The 22,750-nt window shown below is 71.9% G+C and carries 18 protein-coding genes and 1 CRISPR repeat array; of the genes, 9 read left to right on the plus strand and 9 right to left on the minus strand.

Features of this window, described 5'->3' with window-relative positions:
* Positions 1-5: 5 nt before the first annotated feature.
* A complete protein-coding gene (locus tag WMF44_RS00410; protein ID WP_437297135.1) occupies positions 6-1,832 on the minus strand; it encodes an OmpA family protein in 1,827 nt (608 codons plus the stop codon).
* A 347-nt stretch (positions 1,833-2,179) separates the two neighbouring features.
* Here WMF44_RS00410 and WMF44_RS00415 point away from each other — a divergent pair, with 347 nt between their 5' ends.
* Together WMF44_RS00415 and WMF44_RS00420 are read left to right on the plus strand one after the other, a co-directional pair.
* Positions 2,180-2,791 (plus strand): superoxide dismutase, encoded by a 612-nt coding sequence (locus WMF44_RS00415; protein WP_012232705.1) that lies wholly within the window; start codon positions 2,180-2,182, stop codon positions 2,789-2,791.
* Positions 2,792-2,897: 106 nt separating this feature from the next.
* Positions 2,898-3,689, plus strand: a complete 792-nt coding sequence (locus WMF44_RS00420; RefSeq protein ID WP_437297136.1) for a GNAT family N-acetyltransferase — start codon at positions 2,898-2,900, stop codon at positions 3,687-3,689.
* 45 nt (positions 3,690-3,734) lie between these two features.
* Here the strand turns inward: WMF44_RS00420 and WMF44_RS00425 are convergent, their stop codons facing one another.
* Together WMF44_RS00425 and WMF44_RS00430 are read right to left on the minus strand one after the other, a co-directional pair.
* Positions 3,735-5,069, minus strand: a complete 1,335-nt coding sequence (locus tag WMF44_RS00425; protein ID WP_437297137.1) for an acetylglutamate kinase — start codon at positions 5,067-5,069, stop codon at positions 3,735-3,737.
* Between the two features lie 5 nt (positions 5,070-5,074).
* Entirely contained in the window at positions 5,075-6,076 is a 1,002-nt protein-coding gene (locus WMF44_RS00430) for an N-acetylornithine carbamoyltransferase (protein WP_437297138.1), read from the minus strand.
* A gap of 604 nt (positions 6,077-6,680) precedes the next feature.
* Here WMF44_RS00430 and WMF44_RS00435 point away from each other — a divergent pair.
* Positions 6,681-6,992 carry a hypothetical protein gene (locus WMF44_RS00435; protein WP_437297139.1) on the plus strand — a complete coding sequence of 104 codons (312 nt, stop codon included), beginning with the start codon at positions 6,681-6,683 and terminating at the stop codon, positions 6,990-6,992.
* Positions 6,993-7,016: 24 nt separating this feature from the next.
* Here WMF44_RS00435 and WMF44_RS00440 read toward each other — a convergent pair whose 3' ends face one another.
* A complete protein-coding gene (locus tag WMF44_RS00440) occupies positions 7,017-7,865 on the minus strand; it encodes a GNAT family N-acetyltransferase (protein ID WP_437297140.1) in 849 nt (282 codons plus the stop codon).
* A gap of 153 nt (positions 7,866-8,018) precedes the next feature.
* Between WMF44_RS00440 and WMF44_RS00445 the strand changes: the two genes are divergently transcribed.
* Positions 8,019-8,546 carry a hypothetical protein gene (locus WMF44_RS00445; protein ID WP_437297141.1) on the plus strand — a complete coding sequence of 176 codons (528 nt, stop codon included), beginning with the start codon at positions 8,019-8,021 and terminating at the stop codon, positions 8,544-8,546.
* 418 nt (positions 8,547-8,964) lie between these two features.
* Positions 8,965-9,582: a hypothetical protein gene (locus WMF44_RS00450; protein WP_437297142.1), complete on the plus strand. Its 618-nt coding sequence runs from the start codon at positions 8,965-8,967 to the stop codon at positions 9,580-9,582.
* A 365-nt stretch (positions 9,583-9,947) separates the two neighbouring features.
* Here WMF44_RS00450 and WMF44_RS00455 read toward each other — a convergent pair whose 3' ends face one another.
* Both WMF44_RS00455 and WMF44_RS00460 read right to left on the minus strand, forming a co-directional pair.
* A complete protein-coding gene (locus WMF44_RS00455) occupies positions 9,948-10,574 on the minus strand; it encodes a Uma2 family endonuclease (RefSeq protein WP_437297143.1) in 627 nt (208 codons plus the stop codon).
* A 76-nt stretch (positions 10,575-10,650) separates the two neighbouring features.
* On the minus strand, positions 10,651-14,358 hold the full coding sequence (locus WMF44_RS00460; protein ID WP_437297144.1) for a UvrD-helicase domain-containing protein: 3,708 nt from the start codon (positions 14,356-14,358) through the stop codon (positions 10,651-10,653).
* 252 nt (positions 14,359-14,610) lie between these two features.
* Between WMF44_RS00460 and WMF44_RS00465 the strand changes: the two genes are divergently transcribed.
* The 4 genes from WMF44_RS00465 to WMF44_RS00480 are packed head-to-tail and all read left to right on the plus strand — an operon-like array spanning position 14,611 to position 17,973.
* Positions 14,611-15,570 carry a prenyltransferase gene (locus WMF44_RS00465; protein WP_437297145.1) on the plus strand — a complete coding sequence of 320 codons (960 nt, stop codon included), beginning with the start codon at positions 14,611-14,613 and terminating at the stop codon, positions 15,568-15,570.
* A complete protein-coding gene (locus tag WMF44_RS00470) occupies positions 15,567-16,301 on the plus strand; it encodes a ferrochelatase (RefSeq protein ID WP_437297146.1) in 735 nt (244 codons plus the stop codon). Before WMF44_RS00465 ends, WMF44_RS00470 begins: the two co-directional genes overlap by 4 nt.
* A complete protein-coding gene (locus tag WMF44_RS00475) occupies positions 16,298-17,215 on the plus strand; it encodes a prenyltransferase (protein WP_437297147.1) in 918 nt (305 codons plus the stop codon). The genes WMF44_RS00470 and WMF44_RS00475 overlap by 4 nt, the downstream gene beginning before the upstream one ends.
* A 14-nt stretch (positions 17,216-17,229) precedes the next feature.
* Complete coding sequence (locus WMF44_RS00480; protein ID WP_437297148.1) at positions 17,230-17,973, plus strand: lycopene cyclase domain-containing protein; 744 nt, start codon at positions 17,230-17,232, stop codon at positions 17,971-17,973.
* 194 nt (positions 17,974-18,167) lie between these two features.
* Here WMF44_RS00480 and WMF44_RS00485 read toward each other — a convergent pair whose 3' ends face one another.
* The 3 genes from WMF44_RS00485 to leuC form a co-directional block, all read right to left on the minus strand.
* Positions 18,168-19,787, minus strand: a complete 1,620-nt coding sequence (locus tag WMF44_RS00485) for a hypothetical protein (protein WP_437297149.1) — start codon at positions 19,785-19,787, stop codon at positions 18,168-18,170.
* Positions 19,788-20,130: 343 nt separating this feature from the next.
* Positions 20,131-20,400: a CRISPR direct-repeat array (repeat unit 25 nt; unit sequence GGGATGACCCGACCCAGGTTGAGGT).
* Positions 20,401-20,523: 123 nt separating this feature from the next.
* On the minus strand, positions 20,524-21,141 hold the full coding sequence (leuD, locus tag WMF44_RS00490) for a 3-isopropylmalate dehydratase small subunit (protein ID WP_437297150.1): 618 nt from the start codon (positions 21,139-21,141) through the stop codon (positions 20,524-20,526).
* A 27-nt stretch (positions 21,142-21,168) separates the two neighbouring features.
* Complete coding sequence (leuC, locus tag WMF44_RS00495) at positions 21,169-22,578, minus strand: 3-isopropylmalate dehydratase large subunit (protein ID WP_437297151.1); 1,410 nt, start codon at positions 22,576-22,578, stop codon at positions 21,169-21,171.
* Between the last annotated feature and the right edge of the window lie 172 nt (positions 22,579-22,750).

A 22,750-nucleotide genomic window follows, 5' to 3' on the forward strand; every position in this document is an offset into this window, starting at 1 on the left:
CCAGCCTAGGGCTGCTTCTTTTCCTTCTCGATGATGTTGAACTGGACGCGCCGGTTCTTCTGGCGACCCGCCTCGGTCTTGTTCTCCGCGATCGGGACGTCGGGGCCGTAGCCCTTCGCCTGCAGGCGCTGGGCCGCGACGCCGCGCTCGACGAGCGCCTTCAGCACCGACTCCGCGCGGGCCTGGCTCAGCTTCGTGTTGAACTGGCGCGTGCCGCGGTCGTCCGTGTGGCCCTGGACCTCGATCTTGAGGATCTCCGGGTGGTCCTTGAGCACGCCGGCGACCTCCTCGAGCAGCTCGTTGCTCACCGGACGGATGGTCGCCTTGCCGATGTCGAACTGCACCTGCTGCAGGATGACGATCTCGGTCTCGGTCACCCGGACCGCGACAGGGCACCCGTTCTGCGTCGGATCTTCGTTCGGCTTGCCCTTCTCGTTCGGGCAGGCGTCCTTGTCGTCGCGGATGCCGTCGCCGTCGGTGTCGCCCGGGCAGCCGTTCGTGGCCGGGTCGGTCGTGACGAGGCCGGGCAGATCCGGGCAGGCGTCCGACGCGTCGGGGACCGTGTCCCCATCGCGATCGGGCGGCGGCGGGCACCCGTGCTGCTTCGGGTCGTCGTTCGCCGGGCCGGCCTGCTCCGGGCAGGCGTCGACGTCGTCCGTGATGCCGTCCTTGTCGCGGTCCCCTGGCGGCGGGCAGCCGTTCTTCTTCGGGTCCGGCGAGGCGACGCCGGCCACGGCGGGGCAGGCGTCGACGTCGTCCGTGATGCCGTCGTGGTCCGCGTCCTTGGGCGGCGGACAGCCGTTCTTCGTGCGATCCGGGCTGCGGACGCCCGCGGTGTGCGGGCACGCGTCGTCCACGTCGGCGATGCCGTCGGCGTCCTGGTCCTTCACGGGCGGCTTCACCTCGGGCGAGTAGGCGACCATGGCCACCGCGCGGAACGAGGGCGTGCCGACGCCGGGGGTGAGGCCGGGGCCCACGCCGAGCCCGGCCTCGAAGTCGTCCGCGAAGCGGTAGCGCCCGCCGAGCAGGGCTTCCAGGTTGGTCGTGCGCTGCTGGACGTCGGTGACCGTGATCGCGCCGGTGATCTCGGGGCCGATCTGCAGGCGTCGCTCGTCGTCGAGCAGCAGCCCGACGCCGGCGCCCCAGTGCACCGTCATCCCCTGCTCGACGTTGGCGAACTGCTTCGTGGACCGGAACTCCGGCCCCGCGGCGAGCGACCACACCGCGCGATCCAGGTGGCCGCCGAGGATGAGCTGCGGACCGCCGCGCACGCTGCCGTCGCCCGAATACGCCTTGGGGTCGCCGGTCGGCAGCCACACGTAGCCGCCGAGGGCGAGCTGGAACGGATCGAAGTAGCCGCCGAGGAGCGTCGCGCGCGCGCCGAGCCGGAGATCCCCGAGGGCGCTGCTGGTCGGCGGCGGCAGCAAGGCGCCGGAGGCGGCGCCGCCGTCGCCCGACTGGAGCGCGATGGGCAGATCGATGTTCACGGTGAGGCGCTCCCACAGAGAGAGCGAGGCGCTCAGGTGGAGCAGGAGCTGGCTGCCGACGACCTTGCCGTCGCCGAGCTCCTCGTTCCCCGACAACCGCCGCAACACGAGCGGATCCTGGGCATAATCGCCGAGGAGCATGATGTGGGGTGCGGCGCTTCCTGCCGTGTAGGCGGACTGGACTCCGAACATCCTGTCGCCGGCGGGTGCAGGCTGGAACCTGTCGAGCGCGAAGCCTTCGGGTCTCGCGGGTTCCTGCGCCTCGGCGCGCGCCGCTGCGCCGAGCAGGCACAGCGCCGCCGCGAGCGCGGCCGTCGGATGGGTCCCCTGTGTACGAGCCGGCATGAACGAGGTCGCCTCCCTGCGCGAAGGAACAGCAAGCACGAGGAGTATCGACCGAAACGGCGGCGGCGTTCAACGTTTCACGAGGTTTTTGGGGCGCGCGCCGGCCGATCGGGCCAGCTCGGGCGCGGCGCCCTGCAGCGCGCGGGGGGCGTGGCGTCCTGCGCGGGATCACGGCGCGGCTCGAGCCGGCGTCCGGAGTTTCCTGCGTGGAAGGTCAGGCCCGATGGCGTCGTGAGTCGGCGGTGTGTCACGTCGCACGGCAGGGTTGCTACCAGAGAGCGGCGGCGGTAGAGCGGCCACCTGACCCCGCGGCACGCACTGCTTGCGGTACTCGTTCAGGAGGCACCATGTCCCGCGAACCCAAGAGTTTCGACAACCTCCTCGGCGGCAACGCCAAGGGCCTGAGCGACCTGCAGCTCAAGGCGCACTTCACGCTGTACCAGGGCTACGTGAAGAAGCTCAACGAGATCTGGGAGCAGCTTGGCAAGGCCGACCGCAGCGCGCCGAACTACTCGTACAACGCGTACAGCGAGCTGAAGCGTCGCGAGCCGGTCGCCTTCAACGGCACGGTGCTCCACGAGCTGTACTTCGAGAACATCGGCAACGGCTCGACGCAGCCGAGCGCCCAGTCGAAGAAGCTCATCGAGGCGTCGTTCGGCAGCTTCGACGCCTGGCTGGCCGACGCGAAGGCGTCGCTCCTGAGCGCGCACGGCTGGACGGTGCTCGTGTACGACTACCAGGAGCAGAAGCTCTTCAATAACCTCGTCCGGACCGAGCACGATGTCGGTCTGTTCGCGAACACGCATATCATGGTCGCCATCGACGCCTGGGAGCACGCGTACTTTGCGGACTACCAGACCAAGAAGGCGGACTATGTGGCCAACGTGCTCTCGGGCCTGAACTGGGACGTGATCAACGCGCGCCTCGCGCAGATCGGGCCGCACGCTCAGCAGGGTTAGTCCCTTGGTTGCACGGCGGGGGCGCGCGCCCCCGCCGCCCCACCACCCCGCGAGCCATTTACCCCATGTGCCCCGGCCGCGTTCGTCCTGTAGACTGGGCGCGGCGATGAGCAAGGCCGAGTCGAGCACCCGCGCCGCCGGGGAAGAGAGCCTCATCTACGTGCGCCGGATCCACCGGCGCGACCTGAACCGGGTCTGGGAATTCCTCAAGAAGGTGTTCCGCGACGTCAACCGGGAGACGGTCGAATACCAGCGGCCTCGCTCGAAGAAGCGGTTCCTCGAGGTCTACGAAGAAGAAGGGGTCGAGCAGCTCCTCTTCGAGGTCCGGGCGGCGCATGGTCAGGAGATCGTCGGCTACGCGGAGTGCGCGTTCGAGATCACCGGGACCGATAACTGGATGAACGAGCGCTACTTCACGAAGCACGACATGCGCCCGCTGTTCGTCGAGGAACTCGCGGTCCACCCCGAGTACCAGGGCCGCGGCGTCGGCGCCTTCATGCTCGAGCAGCTCGAGCACCTCGCGCGCATCCACGGCTGCACCCACCTCGTGCTGGAGGTGGCCGAGAACAACGACGGCGCCCTCAAGTTCTACCGGAAGCGCAGCTTCTACCGGCTCGACGCCGCGATCTTCATGGCGAAGAAGGTCGCTGTCGACGCGGAGCTCCTGCCGCCTCGGGCGCTCAAGAAGCCCCGCAACCCGGAGGCGCTCGGCGCGCCCGCGAAGCCGAAGCGAGCGCCGCGGCGGACGCTGAAGGCGCGCGGCGGCGAGAAGAGGTCGAGCGCCCCGCCGCCGGCGTCGCGCCCGCGGCCGGCGTCGCGCCCGCCGGGCCCCGCGACGGACGAGGCGATCGATCCGCTCGACGAGGCGGAGAACGACGGCGGCGGCGACCCGCCGTGAGCGCGAGGGCGGCGAGGCGCCCTCGCCACGGCGGGTGAGGGCGGGTCAGATCGTGCCGTGCTGGCGCAGGGTCGCCGGCAAGGACAGCGCGTGATCGATGCAGGCGCGGATGTCGTCGAAGCTCGACAGGCCGTACCAGAACACCGTCCAGTTCTCGTTGCGGTAGCTGCCCTCGGCCTGCTGGAAATACCAGGGGTTGATCTCGTTGCCGTTCCGGGCGCGCCAGAACAGCTTCGGGTTCTCGCTCTTCATCCGCGTCCAGAGCGAGCCGCCGATCCCCACGCCCTGCGCCTCCGAGGTCACCGCGAACTTGTCGAGGTACGGAGTGAGCGGGGCCCTCCCGCCCGGGTCGAGCGTGAGGATCGCCGTCGCCCGGTAGGAGTCGGACAGGTAGATGCGATAGAAAGGCTTCTTGTCGAAGTAGTGCTCGTCGAGCTTCCGCAGGAAGCACGCCTCGAGCAGATCGCGAAGCCGGTCGCGGTCGATGCCGTCCAGCGTGTCGTGCCGGAGGATCCGCTCGCCGCGGCGGACGAGCGTGCCAGAGCCCGTGTGCGTGAAGAGCTCCTTCGCCAGGTGATCCGGCGATGTGATCGAGACCGAGGAGGTCGCCGGCAGCCCGTCGAGCAGGAGCTTGATCTCCTGCAGCTTGAGGCGCATGCCGCCGTTCAGCGAGGGCTGGGCCATGAGGCCCGCGAAATCCTCCTCGAGGTTGATGGCCGAGATGATGCGCCCGTGCTCGTCGAGGAGGCCGCCCGTGCTCGTGAGGAAGATCATCTTGAACGGCTGCGTGGCGAGCGCGAGCTCGCGCGCGGCGACGTCGGCGTTGATGTTGAGGATCTGCCCGCCCGGCGTCTCCCCGAGGCAGGCCAGGATCGGCAGGTGCCCGGCGCGGAGGCTGGACCTCACCGCGTCGACATGGACGCGCTCCACCTTGCCCACCAGCCCGAGGCGCGGCTCGTCGAGCAGCGACGCCTCGAAGACGCCCGCCGTGATCGGCCGCGTGCGCGTGCCCATCTCCTCGAGCGCCTCGACGAGCCGCAGGTTCTCGCGGAGGAAGACGCGGCGGGCGATCTCCAGGATGCGGGGCGTCGTGACGCGCAGGCCATTGACCCGCTCCGTCGGGATGCCCGCCTGGGCGAGCGCCCGATCGAGCTGCGGCCCCGCGCCATGGATGACGACGGGGTACAGCCCGACCTGGTTGAGGAACACGAGCGAGGTCGCGAGCGCCTCGAGGTCCTCGTCGAGGATGGCGCCGCCGACCTTGATGATCGCAAACTTCTGCTGATCGACGGCCGCGTACTGCTTCAGGTACTGCTCGACCTCCTTGCGGCTGCCGAGGTTCCTGAGCAGGCGGACGATGACGTCTTGCGTCGAGCCCATCGTTGTCACCACCCGTTGGCCAGCACGTCCATCACGGCCTTCTGGACATGCAGCCGATTCTCTGCCTCGTCGATGACCATCGATGCAGGCGAGTCGATCACCGCGTCCGTGACCTTCACGTTGCGCCGGACCGGCAGGCAGTGGGAGAAGAGCCCCCCCGCGGTGAGCGCCATCTTCTGCTCATCGACGATGAAGTGCTTGTTCTTGTCGCGGATGGGCTTCTCCTGCTCCCAGCGGCCGAAGTAGGGAATCGCGCCCCAGCTCTTCGCGTACACGACGTGGGCGCCCTCGTAGGCGGACTTGATGTCGTAGGTGATCGAGAGCTTCTGCCCGTTGCCTTCGGCGCTCTTCCTGGCTGCGTCGAGGTAGCGCGCGTCGAGGTGGTACTCCTCGCTGGGGCAGAGAAGGGTGACGTCCATGCCGAGCTTGGACGCGATGAGGACGGCCGAGTTGGCGACCGCGGTGTTGAGCGGGCGCGGGTGATACGTCCAGGTGAGGACGAACTTCTTGCCGTCGAGGCGGCCGAGGCGCTCCTTCATGGCGAGCGCGAGCGCGAGCTCCTGGCAGGGGTGGGTGATGGTCTCCAGGTTGACGACCGGCACGGTGGCGTGGCGGGCGAAGCCCTGGAGCACCTTGTCCTGGCGATCGTCCTCCCAGCGCTGGAACTTGGGGAACGCGCGCACGCCGATGAGGTCGGCGTAGCGGGAGAGCACGCGGGCGACCTCCTGGATGTGCTCCTCCGGCTCGCCATCCATCGCGATGCCTTCCTCGAACTCGATGGGCCAGGCGCTCCGGCCAGGCTCGAGCACGACGGCGTGGCCGCCGAGCTCGCGGATGCCGACGTCGAAGGAGGTGCGCGTCCTCAGCGATGGGTTGAAGAAGACGAGCGCGATGGTGCGATCCTTGAGGCGCGGCTCGATCGGCCGCCGCTTGAAGCGCTGCGCGCGCTCGAGGAGGCCCTCGATCTCTGCGCGGGTGTAGTCCATCGTGGTCAGGAAGTGCCGCATCGGATGCCTCCTCGTTTGAACGGCGCGGAGCGGGCGTTCGCATTGGAGCAAGCCTGGCCGTGATGTCAACGCCGCTCATGGGCGCGCCGCGCGCGGGCGATTCAAGCGGCGGCCCCTCGCCCCCGGCGGGCCGGGATCGCTGCGCGACGCGTCGTCCAGCGGCGGGCTGATGCGCTCCGCGGCCAGCCCGCGATGGTGCGCTCTCCTCTGCGGTGCCCGACGACACGGGCGGGCCGCGATGTCAGTTGTTGCGCGGACCCATGATGCGTGTGTGTCGCGAGCGCGCTTCGGCGCTCGTCGGCGTCGTTCGTTGCATCGTTCGTTGCGTCGTTCGTGCCTCACGCGTCCGACGTCGGCCGGCCGCACCACGCCTGGAGGGGGCTCCGGCAGCGTCGGGGATATCACGATTGAAGTCGCTGGTTTCAGGAACGAAAGAAGTACGTCGATCCCCTAGGGAAAACGCGCGGAAGGTGAGGGGACATGCCTTGGCCCGCATCCTGCTAAACATGTAGGGCAGAGCGCCCGTGACGGTCTCCCCCCCACCGTCGAATGGGCGCTCTTTTTCTTTTGTGCTGTGCGGTGGCGTGAAGGAGCGGGTGTTCCCGTGACGCTGGTCGTGATCCTCACGGTGCGGTGCGAGGCGCTCGACGCGTTCCGCGCGTATGAGAGGAGGGCCGCGGCCGTGATGGCGCGGTACGGCGGCGCGATCGAGCGGACCGTGGTGACCGCGCCCGACGGCGCTGGGCTCACCTTCAAGGAGATTCACATCGTCACCTTTCCGGGCGAACACGCCTTCTCGGCGTATCGCCGCGATGCCGAGCTCGGGGCGGTGGCGCATCTGCGGGACGCGTCGGTCGTCCACACAGAGATCCTGCCTGGAGAAGAGGGGCCGGACTACCACGTCGGCCCTGGCTGATCGGCGCCGCGGTATGGCGCTGCGTCACGTCTCGAGGACGTTGCCGCTCTCGGCTCGCGCGGGCGGTTCGGCGACGCAGGCGGTGGCGACGCGCCGGAACCCGACCCGCTCATAGACGCGCGCGACGTGGTCGTTCTGCGCGGACAGGAACACGGTGCGGATCCCGGCGTCCAGGGCGTGGCGGGCCAGGACCGCGGTGACCGCGGCGGCGAGGCCGCGCCGCCGGGCCGCCGGTAGCGTCCCCACGCCGACGATCTCGGCGACGTCCCGCACGTGCTGGTAGCTGCCGATGCAGAGCGGACCAGCGAGCGTTCCCTCGCGGCCCCGAGCGGCCGCGTGCACGAGCGTCCCCTCGATCAGCGACGCGTGCCATGCGGCCGCCTGTCCCGCCGGGAGCACGGCCGCGGCGGCCTCCCGCTCGGCCGGTCCCGCAGAACCGACCGCGGTGTCGAGCGCGCCGAAGGCGACGTGCGCGACGGCCTGCACGGCGGCGAGATCCGGGTCTTGGGCGGTGAGGATCGAGAGCGAGACGTCCTCTGGCAAAGGCGTCTGGTGGGGCTCGCCGCAGAGCACGAGCAGCGGGCAGCGCCGGACGTGCAGGCCGGCCGCCTCGGCCGTGGCGTCGAGCCCAGGGGTGGTCTCCAGCACCCACTCGAACGCTTCCGGGATCGAGAGCTGCCGCTGGCGCGCGCGCACCGCGGCCACGTCCTCGACCGATACGGGGCCGGGATGGCCGAGGGCGGGGCGGGCATAGTAGGGCCAGCCGTCGCCGCGGCGAACGAAGAGAGTCAGCGGTCCGTGATCCTCTGCGTCAGCGCGCCAGCGAGGGACGGCATCGTAAAACCGCTCGATGACGGCGAGGAGAGCGCTCACGGGCCGTGATTGTGTCACGGGATGCGCTCCGGTGCGAGGAACGCCGGGCTCCTCGGAGAGGCTTTCCCGTGCTGGCGCCGAGCGGCGCCGGCGCCCGCCGTACATCGCGCGTCGAGGGGGCCGACCTCCGCCGCTCGGGTGTAGACTCGTCCTATGCACCAACGTGGCTTGTGCGCGACCTGCGCCGCCCTTGCGCTCGCGACGCTCTACACCATCGGCTGCGGTCCCTCGCCAGCTCAGCTGTCGTCTGGGGCCGCTGCCCCGGTCGAGCTCGTGCTTCCTCCCGCGCGCCCTGGCGCGCCCGAGCCCAGGCCGGCGGCGGATGAGCCGGAGTCCCGGAGGGACGAGACACAGCGCCTGCCCTTCGTGGGCACGTGGGTCAGCGAGGATGACGGCTCGCTCCTCGAGCTGAGCGCGACGAGCTTCCACCTCCGCTTTCCGTACATGGGCGCTCCGCGTGACCTCTACGCGCGCGTCACCTCGTACGACACCGAGCGTGGCCACATCGCGCTCGAGTACACCCGCATCCTGCAGGATGGAGTCGAGGAGCCCATCGAGGAGCCCGTCGTGTACATGCGCTACGAGATCCGCGACGGCGGCCTGTACAAGCACGTCGACGCCGAGGATTTCCCCACCGCCGTGGACGACGAGCGGTTCGTGCGGACCCCCGGCCGGCGGTGAGCGCCCGCCGGACCCCGGCGCCCACGACCCGCTGCGTGACATGTCACGGTCCGTGGCGTGACATGTCACGGTCCGTGGCGTGACATGTCACGACGTTGCAGCTGCTCGCGCGGGCAGCGCTCCGGCTTCTGGCGCGACGCGAGGAGCTCGCATCGGGCTGGATTTCTCGTGTCGAGGAGCTGCGCCGGTCCGGGCTCGGGGGCTCGGTGACGACGTTGAAGCAGAGGGGGCCGGGCTGGCATCTCTGTTGCGAAGCGCCCCTGCGGCGACGATGAGCCGGGCGAGGGAATGCGCTGCTGAAGAGGCGATTCGCCTCCACTCCTCTGGCTGGGTGAACCAGCGCAGCATGAGCTCCGCGGTCCCCCCGATGAATGTCGAGACGCCGTACTCATACGCTTTACACATGGAGAGTGGCACGATGAGCCGAACTTATGCCGCGGTGGGGTGTCTATTCGCTTCGATGGTCGCGATGGCCGCCACGGGGTGCGCCGTGGAGATGCAGGACGATCAGGTCGACGGGGTCGATCCGGGCGACGAGGACGTCGCCGAGGTGGAGCAGGCGTACAGCGAGGCGACGTGCGCCACCGTCGCTCCGGTGACGACCTATATCGGTGGATACAACTACTACTCGCCGCAGACGTACACCACGACGGGCTGCTACAAGAGCCAGGCGGTCGACGTCGTCGGCTACGAGGCCGGTTTCCCTGCGGCGCCCGGTCCCAACCACGAGCTGAATACGTACGTGGATTGGGCGGACACCCTGCCGACGGACCCGGAGGCGTGCCGCGATCTGTACATGGCTGCTACCCTGTACCACGAGGATGACGGGGTGATGGTCCCCGTGGAGATGGCGCAGAGACGCGGCCAGTACGTCGCCGGCAGCGGCTGCAACGTCGGTCTCAGCCATGGACTCAAGTTCTATACGCCCTTTGTGGCCACCCACAGCTACCGCGTCGTCGCCACCGCCCGAACCGGCAATGGCAGCGCCTTCCCGACGCGGAAGTTCAGGATCCGTACGGTGTGGGAGCCGAACTGAGCCGCCTATCGCAGGCGCTTGGCGCTGGCGCCCCTCACACCCTGAGCACCACCCTTCTCGCCCTCTCGCCCGTCGCCTTCGCGATCGCCTGAACGTAGAGCCTCACCTGCTCGCGCTGGCGGCCTCGATGGCCAGAACTTCGCCGCGGCGCCCAGGAGCCTCACGAGCCCTCGGTCGTGATCCGCGTGTGGGGAGTGAGGCATACGAATTCGATTCGGAATCCGCTCGGGTCCCGCGTCTCGGCCGCGAGCTTCGCGAGGAGCTCCCGGACCGGATCGCCCGACCCGCATGCAGCTCCGGCTTCGGGGTCGCGGCAGCCGTCCACAATCCCGACGGAACCGTCGGAGAGGCCTGATGCCCCCGGCTCACCTGTCGCCGCTCTCGCCCCGCTCCGGCTCGTCGTCGTCCAGGAGCGGCGCCACCTCGGCCCACAGCGCATCCAGATCGAGCTCCAGCCCGTCCAGCCCCGGTACGCGCACCTTCCCTTCCGAGGCGGGCAACCGCTGCACGTAGTACCCGTCAGGGCCGAGCTCGTACAGCTCGAAGAGCTGCGCGTCCGGATCCACGAGCCAGTACCAGCGCACCCCGAAGCGGGCGTACTCGAAAGTCTTCTCCATCCGATCGCGCCGCACGTCGCGCGGCCGCTGCGAGAGCACCTCGACCACCACGGTCGGGGGGATCCGGGAGAGCGCATCGCGGCCGCGGAGAGGCGCGCCCGGGGCGTACATGCACACGTCGGCCTTGCGCCCGCGTCGCGCCGAGACACCGAGCTTGTACTCCGAGCCGAACACCCAGCCGCCCCGCGGTCGGGCCCATCCGCGCAGCACCTCGATCAGCCAGCTGACCACCGCTTCGTGCAGCGTCGTCGGCACCTCTTCCGCCACGAGACGACCGTCCAGAAGCTCACCCGGCTGGTCCTCCTCCAGGTCGGCCCACTGCTCCAGCGTCATCGGCTCAGGTCGGAGGATCTCCGCTGTCGCTGTCGAACCCATGGCACCCATCGTACTACCGCACGGGCTTCCTGCGACGCGCCACCCACGGGCTTCCCTCTGCGTCCGGCGGCGCCCCTCACACCCTGAGCACGACCCCTCTCGCCCTCTCGCCCGTCGCCTCCGCGATCGCCTGCACGTAAAGCCGCACCTGCGCCTCCTGCGCCGCGTGCGCCGTGCCCGCGTCGGAGCCCGTCTTGAAATCGACAACGGTCCAGATCCCCACGTCGCCCACGCTCTCGCGGAACGAGAGGTCGACGATGCCCTCGGCGATCGTCCCGTCCTCGAGCCGCAGGAGCAGCGGCGTCTCCCGCTCGCACGCGCCGCGGGCCGCGCTCTCCGCTGCGCGCCGGAGCAGCGGGTGATCGAGCGCCGCCACCGCCGCCGAGACCGCCGCGTCGACCTCCTCGGCCGGCGCCCCGAGCATCCGCGCCTGCGCCGCTGCCACCGTCCGCACCTCGTCCTCGCCCGCCCGGAGGTCCACCTCGGCCAGCACCGCGTGCACCAGCGTCCCGAACCGCTTGCCGTAGGGCCGGCCCTCGCGCGCGATCTCCGTCTGCTCGAACGAGATCACCGGCAGCGCGTCCGCCCGCTCTCCCCGCGCCGCCCCGCTGCCGCTCGTCTGCGCATCCGCCGCCGCTGCCGCATCCGCCGCCTCGTGGCTGATCTCCGTCGCGGTCTTCACGCGGAACGCCGCCACCGCGCCGTCCAGGATCGCCCGCTGCCGCGCCTCCTGCCATGCCTCGTGCCCGCGCTGCCCGAGCTCTCCTCCGAGCACGGCGCTCGCCGTCGCCCCGGCGCTTCCGATGACCCCGGTGCCCGCCGCCACGCCGCTCGCGTCCGCCTGCAGGATCCGCTGCTGCCGCAGCCCCGCCTCCGGCTCGCGATCCAGATCCAGCGCGCCAGGATCCCACCACACAACGCGGTGCGATCCGGCCATCGGCGCGTGCTCCCCCGGCGCGACCGCGTCCCGCTCGTCGGCCTCGCACCGCGCCGGGCGCTCCAGCACCGTGTCGGTCCCGAACGGAGGGCAGCCGAGGTCCTCGCAGCGCCGAGGGCTCCTTCGCTCGCGCGGCGCCGGGTAGAGCACCGGGTGGAGCACGTCGAGCCAGCCGTCGCTCGTGCCGTCGCCCGGGCGCGCGTCGCCCACCGCGGGCACGACCAAGAGCTCGCGCGCCCGCGTGGCCGCCACGTACGCGAGCCGCACCGCCTCCTCGCGATCGCGGCGCAGCACCTCGTCGCGGCGCTCGACGAGCTCCGCGGGCACGCAGCCGGCGATCGGCTCGGCCCACAGGCCGAGCTCCGGATCCACGTGCCGCGACGGGAGCTGGTGCACCGCCGGCGACGCCGGATCCGCCAGGATCACCACCGGGAACTCGAGCCCCTTGGCCCGGTGCACCGTCATGATCCGCACCCCCTCCGTCCCCTCCTCGACGACCGGCGCCTCCGCGACCTCACCCCGCTCGGCGTCGAGCTCGAGCCGCTCCACGAACGCGCGGAACGACGTCGCGCCGGCCGCCTCGAAGCGCCGCCCGAGATCCATCACCCGCAGCACGTTCGCGAGCGCTTGCTCCCCCGTCGGCCAGATCGCGATGCCCGCGTGCGCGCGCGTCTCGTCGAGGAGCCCGCCGAGGGTGTCCGCGATCGGCCGCCGGTTGCGCTCGCGGTGCAGCCTGCCGAGCACCGCGAGCGCCTCCGCGACCTCGCGGAGCGGCCGCGCGCCGCCCTCCACCGCGAGATCGAGCGCCCCGTCGTCGGGCGGCTGAAACAGCGGGTGCAAGCGCCGGAACCGGTCGCGGTAGAGCAGGAGCACGTCGTCCGTCAGCGCGAAGAGGGGCCCGCGCAGCGTCGCGTAGACGCTGAGCTCGTCGTCCGGCCACTCGATCGCGAGCAGCGCGCTCCGCACCGCCATCACCTCCTCGCGATCGTGGAACGACCGCCCGCCCACGAGCACGTGCGGGATGCGCCGCGCCTCGAGCGCCCGCACGTAGGCGCGGGTCGCGTCCTCCCCGAACGTCTGGAACCGCTTGAACAAAAGGCAGATGTGCCGCGCCTCGAGCGGCACCCGCTGGCCCGGGCGCTCGCGCTCCGTCACCGTCCAGCGCCGCGCGCCGCCACCGTCCAGCGCCGCGCCGGCGCCGCCGTGGATGAGGTGGTGGACGAAGGCGCCGACCGCGTCCGGGATCGACTGCCGCACACGGAAATCGGAGATCTTGCCGAAGTCGCCGTAAGGCCGCGGCACCGGGAGCGCGATGACCGTCGGCTGCTCCGGCGGATCGTCCCGGAACCGCTCGAGCGCGACGTACCGCGCCTGGGTCGCCGCGCGCTCGCCCTCGGCGGTGCCTCCCTGCATCAGCGGCGCGAACGCCGCGTTGACGGCCTCCTGGATCGACGGGGCGCTGCGGAAGCTCGTCGACAGGTACAGGACGCTCGCGCCGCACGCGACGAGCCGGGCCTTGGTCGCCTCGTAGAGCGCGACCTCGGCGCGGCGGAAGCGGTAGATCGACTGCTTCGGATCGCCGACCACGAAGAGCTTGCCGGGCACCGGGCGCGCCCGCGTCCAGTCGGCCTCGGAGAGAGCGTCGGCCGCGAGCAGGAGCAGGATCTCCGCCTGGAGCGGGTCGGTGTCCTGGAACTCGTCGACGAAGAGGTGCGAGAAGCGGAGGTTGAGCTCCTCGCGCACGCCGCGGCTCGATCGGAGGAGGTCCCGGGCGCAGAGGAGCAGGTCGAGGAAGTCGAGCTTGCCTGCGCGGGCCTTGAGCGCGTCGTACGCCTCGATCGGCGGCCGGAGCTCGCGCGAGAGGCAGGCGGCGAGATCGGCGCTCGCGGCCGTGAGCACGGCGTCGAGCTCGACCTTCACGCGGTCGCGCTGCGCGAGCACCTCGGCGCGCGTGAGATCCCCGCCGAACGCCTTGCCCGAGCCCTTCCAGCGCCATTCCTTCCAGCGCGCGACGTCGCCGAGCTCGGCCTCCAGGCCGTCGTGGTCGCGCCCGCCCGTCACCTCCTCGCGGCGGCGAAGCTCCGCGAGGTAGCGGTCGAGGTTCCGGAGGCTCTGCGCGAGGTAGTCGCCCTCTCGGTCGGCCTCGGCGCCCAGGTCCGCGAGCGCCGCGAGGCGGTCCAGGATCTCGTCGATGGCGCGCTCGCGGTCGAACGGATCGCGCCGCCAGGGGCGCGTGAAGTCGCGGTGCTCGGCGAGCCTCCACGCCGCGCTCCGGAGCAGGTCGCGCGGGCCCTGCGCGCCGTCGCGCGGGCGCCGGCGCAGGATCCGCCGCACGCCTTCGGGTGGATCGTTCAGGGTGCGCTGGAACCAGGCGTCGAAGGCCTGGTCGAAGAGCGCCTCGGCCTGATCCGCGGCCGCCACCTGGAACAGCGGGTCGACGCGCGCCTCGACCGGCCACTCGCGCAGGAGGTCGGCGCAGAAGGAGTGGATGGTCCCGATGCGCGCCGCCTCCAGGTGCGCGAGCGCCTCGTCGAGCCGCGCGCGCTCCGCCGGGCCTGCGCCCGGGTCGCTGCGCGCCCGCTCGATCTCGGCCCGGAGGCGCAGCTTCATCTCGCCGGCCGCCTTCTCCGTGAAGGTCACCGCGACGATGCGATCGAGCGTCCCGCCGCCCTCCTCGGGCGCCCTCCGCAGCACGGCGACGATCCGCGACACGAGCGCGGTGGTCTTGCCGGTGCCCGCGGCGGCCTCGACGACGAGCGTCGTCCGCAGATCGTCGCGGATGCGGCGGCGAGCGGGCTCATCCGCGAGCTCCCGCGCGCCGCGCGGCCGGGTCGCGTCGGCGGTCACGCGCGCCTCCGCGCGGGCTCGTGGCGCTGCGCGGGGGCGCGCGGCAGGAGCGCGCCGGCCAGGCTCGGGGAGGGGAGGAGGACGTGCCGCACTGGGTCGCGTGGGGAGGCTGTCGGGGGGAAGTAAGGTGGCTCAGATCGGCGTCGAAGGAAACGCTGCCGTGCCCGGCGGAAAGGCGGTCCGTTTTCCGGACGGGCTCATGTAGCCGCTGGGCGTGGATGTTCTTGTGCTAGCAGCAGGGGGAGCTGATCCATGCGCCTCGAGTCGATGAGCCCTGGAGCGCGGTGGGCGTACGCGCTCAAACCCGCGAGCTGGCCCAAGGTGCTCGTCCCGGCCGCCTACGGGCACGCGGTGGGCGCGGCCGTCGCAGGCGGGCTGTCCGCGGGGGCCCTCGCCTTCGGCGCGCTGTGGATGATGGCCGACGTCGCCTTCGTCGTGCTCCTGAACGACTGGGGCGATCGCGAGGTGGACGCCCTCAAGCGGCGCATGTTCCCGGATGGCTGCTCGCCGAAGACCATCCCGGACGGCATCCTTCCCGCCAAGGCCCTCCTGCTCGCCGGGCTCGGGGCCGGTGTCTCCGCCTTGCTCATGGCCTGGGGGGCGGGCGTCGCGCTCGATCGCCCGCTGCTGTTTCCCCTGGCCGCGCTCGGCCAGCTCGTCTTCGTCGCGTACACGCTGCCGCCGATCAGGCTCAACTACCGCGGCGGCGGCGAGCTCCTCGAGATGGCCGGCGTCGGCGGCGTGCTCCCCGTGCTGCACGCGTATGCCCAGTGCGGCGTGCTGGCGCCGGCGTGGCTCGTCGCGCTCCTGCCGGGGTTGCTCCTGCTCGCGCTGGCGAGCGCGCTGGCCAGCGGCCTGTCCGACGAGCAGAGCGACCGCGCCGGCGGCAAGCGCACCGTGGCCGCGCTGCTCGGCAATGCGGCCACGCGCCGGGTCACCGAGGCCCTCGCCGGCCTCGGCCCGCTCCTCTGGCTCGCGGCGTCCCTCCTCGCCGAGGACGCGCCGCCGCTCTGGTCGGTCGCGCCGGCGGCGGCCGTGGCGCTCTTCTTCAGGGCGCGGCTCCTCGAGAAGAGCCCCGAGGCGGTGACGAACGCCTTCGCCGCGCAGGCGGCCTACAAGCGCGAGCTCCACCGCGCGATCCAGTGGGGCATCGCCGCCCTGTCGGCGGCCGTGCTCGCCGCAGGGCTCCGCGCCGGGGGAGGGCCGACATGACGGGCGTCGCGGTCATCCCCCCGGAGGAGCGCGACGCGCTCGCGCGCCTCACGCCCCTCCTGGGCGCGCGGGCCTCGGTCGCGCCGGACCGGCCGTGCGCGCCCACCCCCGTCGCCCTGGTCGAGCAGATCGCGAACGGCAGCGAGGACGCCGAGCGGGCGCGCGCCTTTGCCCGCGGGCTCGGCGAGGTGATCTGCGCGGTCGCCGACAACTTCCCCGACAACATCTTCTGGGATCTCGACTACCTGGCCTGCTGCCTGTGGCAGGCCGGGAGCGCGCCCGCGATCGGCGACTTCGCCCGCCGCGTTGTGTCGCTCTGCCTGGGCTTCGGCAACAAGTCGAAGCTGCGCTTCCGCTACGCGCACGACTTCCTCTACGGCTACGACTGGGCTCGCTGGGTGATGCGCAAGCCGGAGGAGCGCGCGGGCATCGGGCCCTTCGACGTCTCGTTCTTCGACTACCTCGACGGCCGGCAGCGGGCGCTCGTCGAACTCGTGGCCAGCAACGACCGCAAGTACTCGCAGCTGAACGGCCGGGAGTACCGCAACCCCTTCTCGTTCATCCGCGAGCCGCCCGAGGAGTCGCAGCTCCACTGCCTGCTCGCCCAGGTCGACCTGATCCCGCTCAAGGCCTGGCGCCTCGACGGCGAGCGCCGCTGGGACCTCCCCTTCACCGATCTGCGCGCCAAGCTGGCCGATCGCCTCGGCCTGTCGCGGGGCGAGGGGCGATGAGCGCCCGGCCGGGCGCGCTTCGGGCGTGGCTCGATGCGTCGCGGCTGGCCTCGCAGCCGAGCATCGCGCTCCCGCTGCTGCTCGGGCAGCTCGTCGGCGCGCGGGCCGCCGGCCGACCGCTCGACGTGGGGACGCTCGCGGCGGTCCAGCTGTTCGGCCTGCTGGACCAGCTCTTCATCGTCTACGCGAACGACGTCGCCGACCAGGAGACCGATCGCCGCAACCGGACCGCCACGCCCTTCTCGGGCGGCTCGCGCGTGCTGGTCGAGGGGCGCCTCTCGCCCCGCGCGCTCGGCGCCGCGGCCGTCGTGTGCGCCGCGGCGCTCGTGGCCGTCTCGGCGGCGCTCGCCGCGGCGCTGGCGACGGCCGCCGCGCCGCTGCTCGTGCTCCTGGCGATCGCGGCGCTCGTGCTGCTCTGGGCCTACAGCTACCCGCCGCTTCGCCTGTCGTACCGCGGCGGCGGGGAGCTGCTCCAGATGGTCGGCGTCGGCGCGGTCTTGCCGCTCTACGGCTACATCGCCCAGGGGGGCGACCCGGCGCGCTTCCCGTTCGCGCTGCTCGCGTTCCTGCTGCCGAGCCACCTCGGCTGCGCGATCGCCACCGCGCTCCCGGACGAGCCCTCGGATCGCGCGAGCGGCAAGCGGACGCTGCCCGTGCGCGTGGGCGGAGAGCGGGCGGCCCGGTGTGTGGTCCTCCTGAACGGGCTCTCGCTCGCGCTCGCGCCGGTCGGCCTGGGCGCTGTGGGCCTGAGCCCGGGGGCGGGCCTGCTCGCGCCGGCGGCGGCGGCGCTCGTCGTGCTGCTGGCCCGGCCAGCGCCGCCGGGCTCGCGCCTGCTGCTGGTCCGGGTCGCGGCGGCGGGCGCGGCGACGCTGTCGCTGGTCGGCTCGACCGTCATCGCCCTCGCCGCGCGCTGAGGAGCGAGGGCGCGATGTCGCACGAGTTCCTGCTGCTCTCGTTGCTCTTCCTCCTGCCAGGAGGCGTCATCTGGCTCGCGCGCCCGGATCTGCGCCCCCTGATGAAGCGGATGGCGCTCGCCTCGCTGCCGTTCGCGGCGACCGAGCGGCTGTTCTACCCGAGGTACTGGGCTCCGAAGTTCGTGTTCGACCTGGCCGATCGGATCGGGTTCGGCATCGAGGACGTGCTGTTCGTCGTCGGGCTCAGCGGATTCTCCTCGACCGTCTATGCCGTTGTGTTCCGCCGCGCGCCGGTGCCCTGCGCGGCGCAGGGCGCGCCGCGCGCGCGACCGTGGTTCCGCGCGGGGGCGCGACCGTGGTTGCGGGCCGCGGCGGTGATCGCGCTCGCGCTCGCCGCGGCCTGGGCGCTGGTCGCGGCGGGGGTGCCCGTCCTCTACGCCGCGGTGGCGACGATGGCGGCGTTCGCGGCGGCGCTCGTCGGGGCGCGCCGCGATCTGCTCGTGCCGGGCCTGCTCGGAGCGCTCCTGTCGGCGGCGCTCTACCTCGGCCTGTGCCTCGTCTTCGCGGCGCTCGTGCCCGGCGTGTTCGAGCGCACGTGGCGGCCCAGCGTGCTGCTGCCGGGGAGGGCGCTGCTCGGCGTGCCGCTCGACGAGGTCCTCTACGGGCTCGGCGCGGGCTTCGCGGCCACGGTGTTCCCGGCGTGGGCGTTCGGGTTCAGGTACGCGAAGGCGCCTCCGGTCGGGTCGCGCGCGGGCTGACGCCGGGGCCGCGCAACGCCGGGGAGGCGCCGTCCTGGAACGCCGACGCGCCGGGAGCGCCAGGGGGTCGTGCTTCCCCTGGCGCTCCCGGCGCCTTCGTCATTCGATCGGAGCGGCGGCGCTCCAGGGCACGGGCGGCGGCGTTTCGCTCGCGAAACCTCCCGCGGTCGGGGGGATCGCCCGCGTCCGTCGCGTCACGGCAGCATCAGGACGCACTCGGTCCGGCAGACCGGGCCGCCGGCGCCTCCGCCGCTCGGCTCCTCGCAGATCGTCCGGATGATCGCGCCGGGGGGGCAGGTGGCTCCCTCCACGCACTCGAGCCAGCAATCGCCGGGCGGGTACGCGTCGGCGCCGCCCATGCCGGTGCCGGTGCTGCTGCTGCTGCTGCTGCTCTCGCCGGAGCAGACCTTCTGCTCGATCATGCCCGGGGGGCAGTAGGGCTCGACGGGCACGCACTCGGTCCAGCAATCGCCGGGGTAGGGCATGGCGCCCGCGCCGGTGCCGGTGCTGCCGGAGCTGCCGACAGAGACGGAGCTGCCGCCGCCGCAGACGGTCTGCGGGATGCTGTTCGGCGGGCAGTAGGGCTCGGTGGGCACGCACTCGGTCCAGCAACCGCCGCCGGGGTAGGGCATGCCGCCCATGCCGGTGCCGCTGCTGCTCGTGCCGGGCACGGGCTCGCCGTCTTCGCAGATGGTCTGCTGGGTCGTGCCCGGCGGGCAGTAGGGCTCGACAGGCACGCACTCGGTCCAGCAGTACTCCTGGCCGGGGTACGGGCTGGCGCCGCCGGCGCCGCCGTAGCCGGTGCCGGTGCTGCCCGAGCTGCCGACCGAGACGGCGCTGCCGCTGCAGACGGTCTGCGGGATGCTGTTCGGCGGGCAGTAGGGCTCGGTGGGCACGCAGTCGGTCCAGCAGCTGCCGCCGGGGGGGCGCGGCGCGGCGAAGCCCGGATCGGAGCCGCCGATGCCCCCGCCAGCGCCGCCAGCGCCGCCGGCGCCGCCAGCGCCGCCGGTGCCCGCCCAGCCGCCCGAGCCGCCGACGCCGACGCTGCTGCTGGTCACGGAGGAGCCGCCGTCGCAGTAAGTCTGCGGGGTGGTGCCGGGCGGGCAGTAGGGCTCGGTGGGCACGCACTCGGTCCAGCAGCCGCCGCCGGGGTACGGCCGGCTCGCGCCCGCATCGGCGCCGGCAGTGCCCGCCCAGCCACCCGAGCCGCCGACGCCGGCGCTGCTGCTGGTAACGGTGGTGCCTTCGTCGCAGAAGGTCTGCAGGGTGCTGCCCGGCGGGCAATAGGGCCCGACGGGCACACACTCGGTCCAGCACGGCTCGGACGGCATGGGCATGCCGCCAGCGTCCCAGCCGCCGGTGCCGCCGACGCCGACGCCGACCGTGGTGGTGCCGCCGCACACGGTCTGCTCGATCGTGCCCGGCGGGCAGTACGGCCGCGGCGGGATGCACTCGGTCCAGCACTGGCCCGGATCGACGGGGATGGCGGTGCCGCCGGCGAAGCCACCCTGGCCCGAAGAGGCGGTGCCGCCGCTGCAGATGGTCTGCTCGCTCCAGTCAGGAGGACAGATGCTGTCGGGCACACACTGCTCCTCGCACATCTCGCCGATCTCGCACGGTGAACAGACCGTCTCCCAGTGAAAGCCAGGTCCGCAGTCGGGCTCTGGCGGCGGTGATGGCTCGTCCACGCCCCCACAGCCCTGCCCCTTGGCGCCGGTGAGCACAACGAGCGCGGAGAGCGCAATCAGACCCTGGAGAGAGGAGCGAGCGGCTGACGAACGCGAGATAAGAGAGGAGAAGATCGCGAAACGCATGGGGGGTACTCCATCCTGCGTGCCTGTGCGAGACACGCGATCAAGGAACGATGGCTCTGCGTCGCGGCATGCGAGCGCTGCTGCGCGCGGCGTCTCAGCGCCGACTCGGAGAGCTCGCGTAGAGATAAAGCACTGGACATGCCAGGCGCGTCCGCCTGCTCGGTGGCGCCGCCGGCCGCACGGACCGACGCGTATCGGCCGGCTTTTCGCGGACGCGCGGCGCCCGCTGCGCGCAGCCTCACAGCGAGACAGGGCCACAGTGTGACGTGGAGCGCTGCCTACGTGTCACGTTGAGCCAACCGGCGCCACGGGGGGGGCGGCAGGCAAGCGGATGGAAGGATGGGGGATGACCCGACCCAGGTTGAGGTTTGGATGCCCCGACCCCGGATGACCCGACCCAGGTTGAGGTGCTCGTGGGCATGGGCGTGGGGATGACCCGACCCAGGTTGAGGTGCTCGTGGGCATGGGCGTGGGGGTGACCCGACCCAGGTTGAGGCTCGGCTGGGATGACCCGACCCAGGTTGAGGTTCGGCTGGGATGACCCGACCCAGGTTGAGGTTCGCGCGCGATCCTGGTCGGGGTTCGGCTGGGATGACCCGATCCAGGTTGAGGTTCGCGGAGGTTCGCGGGGGCGGAGGCGACCCGGGTCGGGATAGCGAACCAGGTTGAGGTGCTCGACCCAGGTTGAGGTGCTCGCGCGACCCAGGTTGGGGCAGCGCCCCGATCGAGCGCGGAGCTACTGCGCGGAGGCGGGCCGCACGTAGGGCAGCCGCGCCGCCACCTGCCGGACCTCCGCGGCCCCCTCGAGCAGCTGGGCGATCGGATCCCAGGTGCCCCGGATCAGCGACTCGCGCGCGCCCGGCTTGATCGTGAAGGGCACCGTGAGATCGCTCCCCGCCCGGACGACCTGCTCCTGCAGGTCGACCGTGACCGGGGTCGTCGGGTCGGCGTTCACGCGCGCCACGAGCGCGGCGCGGTCCTCGCGGCTCACCGAGACGCAGGGGATGCCGAGCGTCGTCGAGTTGCCGAAGAAGATCTCGGCGAAGCTCTCGGCGATGACGGCCTTGAAACCCGCCTTCGCGATCGACTGCGGCGCGTGCTCGCGCGACGACCCGCAGCCGAAGTTGCGATCCGCGATCAGCACCGTGGCCCCCGCGAAGCGCGGGTCGTTCAGCGGGTGCTCCCGCTTCTCGCCGCGCTCGTCGAAGCGCACGTCCCGGAAGAGGTGCTCGCCGATGCCGTCGAAGGTGACGCACTTCAGGAAGCGCGCCGGGATGATGCGGTCCGTGTCGATGTCGTCCCCCGGAACGTGAACGGCGCGACCGGTGACGGATTGAATCAAATCGAGTGCCATTGGGATCTCCCTCGGGTGCGAGCGTCGTCAGATTCCGAACACGTCACGAGCGTCGGCGATCTCGCCGCGGACGGCGGCCGCCGCGACCATCACCGGGCTCATGAGCACGGTGCGCCCGGTGGGGCTCCCCTGCCTGCCCTTGAAGTTGCGGTTGGACGAGGAGGCGCACAGCTCATCCCCGATGAGCTTGTCGGGGTTCATCGCCAGGCACATCGAGCAGCCCGGCTCGCGCCACTCGAAGCCCGCCTCGCGGAAGACCCGATCCAGCCCCTCGGCCTCGGCCGCGCGCGCCACCTCCATCGACCCCGGGACGGCCAGCGCGCGCACGTGCGGCGCGACCCTGTGCCCCTGGATGCGCCGCGCGACCTCCCGGAAATCCGAGAGGCGCCCGTTCGTGCAGCTCCCGATGAACGCCACGTTGATCTTCGTCCCCTCGATCGGCTTGCCGCCCTCGAGCCGCATGTACTCGAGCGCCTCGCGGATCAGCGCCCGCTCGGACTCGTTCGCCACGTCCTCGGCCGCCGGGACCTTCTCCTTCACCGAGATCGCCTGCCCCGGCGTGATGCCCCAGGTGACCGTCGGCGCGATCTCGCTCGCGTCGATCCGGACGACGTCGTCGTAACGCGCGGCCTCGTCCGACGCGATCGAGCGCCAGTACTGGAGCGCCTCCTCCCACGCCTCGCCCTTCGGCGCGTACGGACGCCCCTTCATGTACTCGAACGTCGCCTGGTCCGGGTTGACATAGCCGACCCGGGCGCCGCCCTCGATCGACATGTTGCACAGGGTCATCCGCTCCTCCATCGAGAACCCCTCGATGGTCGACCCGCCGTACTCGTACGCGTAGCCCGTGCCGCCGGACACGCCGAGCCGGCGGATGATCTCGAGGATGATGTCCTTCGCGTAGACGCCCGGCCCGAGCTTGCCCTCCACCTGGATCCGCCGGACCTTGAGCCGCTGGAGGCTCAGCGTCTGCGTGGCGAGCACGTCGCGCACCTGCGTCGTCCCGATCCCGAACGCGATCGCGCCGAACGCGCCGTGCGTCGACGTGTGCGAGTCGCCGCACGCGATCGTCATGCCCGGCTGCGTGAGGCCGAGCTCCGGGCCGATGATGTGCACGATGCCCTGCTTCCCCGACTCGAGATCGAAGAACGTGACGCCCTGCTCGGTGCACGCCTTCTTGAGCGCGTCGACCATCCCCTCGGCCAGCGTGTCCTTGAACGGCCGCTTGCGGTTGTCGGTCGGGACGATGTGATCGAGGGTCGCGAACGTCCGCTCGGGCATGCTCACCCGCAGGCCGAGATCGCGGAGCATCCCGAACGCCTGGGGGCTCGTCACCTCGTGGATCAGGTGAAGGCCGATGAAGAGCTGGTCCTCGCCGCTCGGCAACGTGCGGACTTTGTGGAGGTCCCAAACCTTGTCATAGAGACTCTTACCCATGATGGCCTCTCGCGGTGCGCTGGAATCGGGTGAAGGGGGGTGAAGGGGACGGCGTGCGAAGCGAAGCGGACCGGCCCGACGCCGACGCCGGCGCCGGGGCGCGCCAGCGCGCCTCCCTCGAAGGCGGCCGGCCGCCGCCGGTCTGGCGGTGCAACGTCGGGCGGGCGGCATG

This window comes from Sorangium sp. So ce426, assembly GCF_051475585.1.
GTDB lineage: Bacteria > Myxococcota_A > Polyangia > Polyangiales > Polyangiaceae > Sorangium > Sorangium cellulosum_B.

What these genes read in the sequence shown, in the direction of transcription:
- leuC (WP_437297151.1), bottom strand. Translation starts at nt 22,578, where the DNA reads ATGGGTAAGAGTCTCTATGACAAGGTTTGGGACCTCCACAAAGTCCGC.
- WMF44_RS00470 (WP_437297146.1), top strand. Translation starts at nt 15,567, where the DNA reads ATGACGGGCGTCGCGGTCATCCCCCCGGAGGAGCGCGACGCGCTCGCG.
- WMF44_RS00420 (WP_437297136.1), top strand. Translation starts at nt 2,898, where the DNA reads ATGAGCAAGGCCGAGTCGAGCACCCGCGCCGCCGGGGAAGAGAGCCTC.
- WMF44_RS00445 (WP_437297141.1), top strand. Translation starts at nt 8,019, where the DNA reads ATGCACCAACGTGGCTTGTGCGCGACCTGCGCCGCCCTTGCGCTCGCG.
- WMF44_RS00410 (WP_437297135.1), bottom strand. Translation starts at nt 1,832, where the DNA reads ATGCCGGCTCGTACACAGGGGACCCATCCGACGGCCGCGCTCGCGGCG.
- WMF44_RS00415 (WP_012232705.1), top strand. Translation starts at nt 2,180, where the DNA reads ATGTCCCGCGAACCCAAGAGTTTCGACAACCTCCTCGGCGGCAACGCC.
- WMF44_RS00430 (WP_437297138.1), bottom strand. Translation starts at nt 6,076, where the DNA reads ATGCGGCACTTCCTGACCACGATGGACTACACCCGCGCAGAGATCGAG.
- WMF44_RS00450 (WP_437297142.1), top strand. Translation starts at nt 8,965, where the DNA reads ATGAGCCGAACTTATGCCGCGGTGGGGTGTCTATTCGCTTCGATGGTC.
- WMF44_RS00465 (WP_437297145.1), top strand. Translation starts at nt 14,611, where the DNA reads ATGCGCCTCGAGTCGATGAGCCCTGGAGCGCGGTGGGCGTACGCGCTC.
- WMF44_RS00475 (WP_437297147.1), top strand. Translation starts at nt 16,298, where the DNA reads ATGAGCGCCCGGCCGGGCGCGCTTCGGGCGTGGCTCGATGCGTCGCGG.
- WMF44_RS00480 (WP_437297148.1), top strand. Translation starts at nt 17,230, where the DNA reads ATGTCGCACGAGTTCCTGCTGCTCTCGTTGCTCTTCCTCCTGCCAGGA.
- WMF44_RS00425 (WP_437297137.1), bottom strand. Translation starts at nt 5,069, where the DNA reads ATGGGCTCGACGCAAGACGTCATCGTCCGCCTGCTCAGGAACCTCGGC.
- WMF44_RS00485 (WP_437297149.1), bottom strand. Translation starts at nt 19,787, where the DNA reads ATGCGTTTCGCGATCTTCTCCTCTCTTATCTCGCGTTCGTCAGCCGCT.
- leuD (WP_437297150.1), bottom strand. Translation starts at nt 21,141, where the DNA reads ATGGCACTCGATTTGATTCAATCCGTCACCGGTCGCGCCGTTCACGTT.
- WMF44_RS00455 (WP_437297143.1), bottom strand. Translation starts at nt 10,574, where the DNA reads ATGGGTTCGACAGCGACAGCGGAGATCCTCCGACCTGAGCCGATGACG.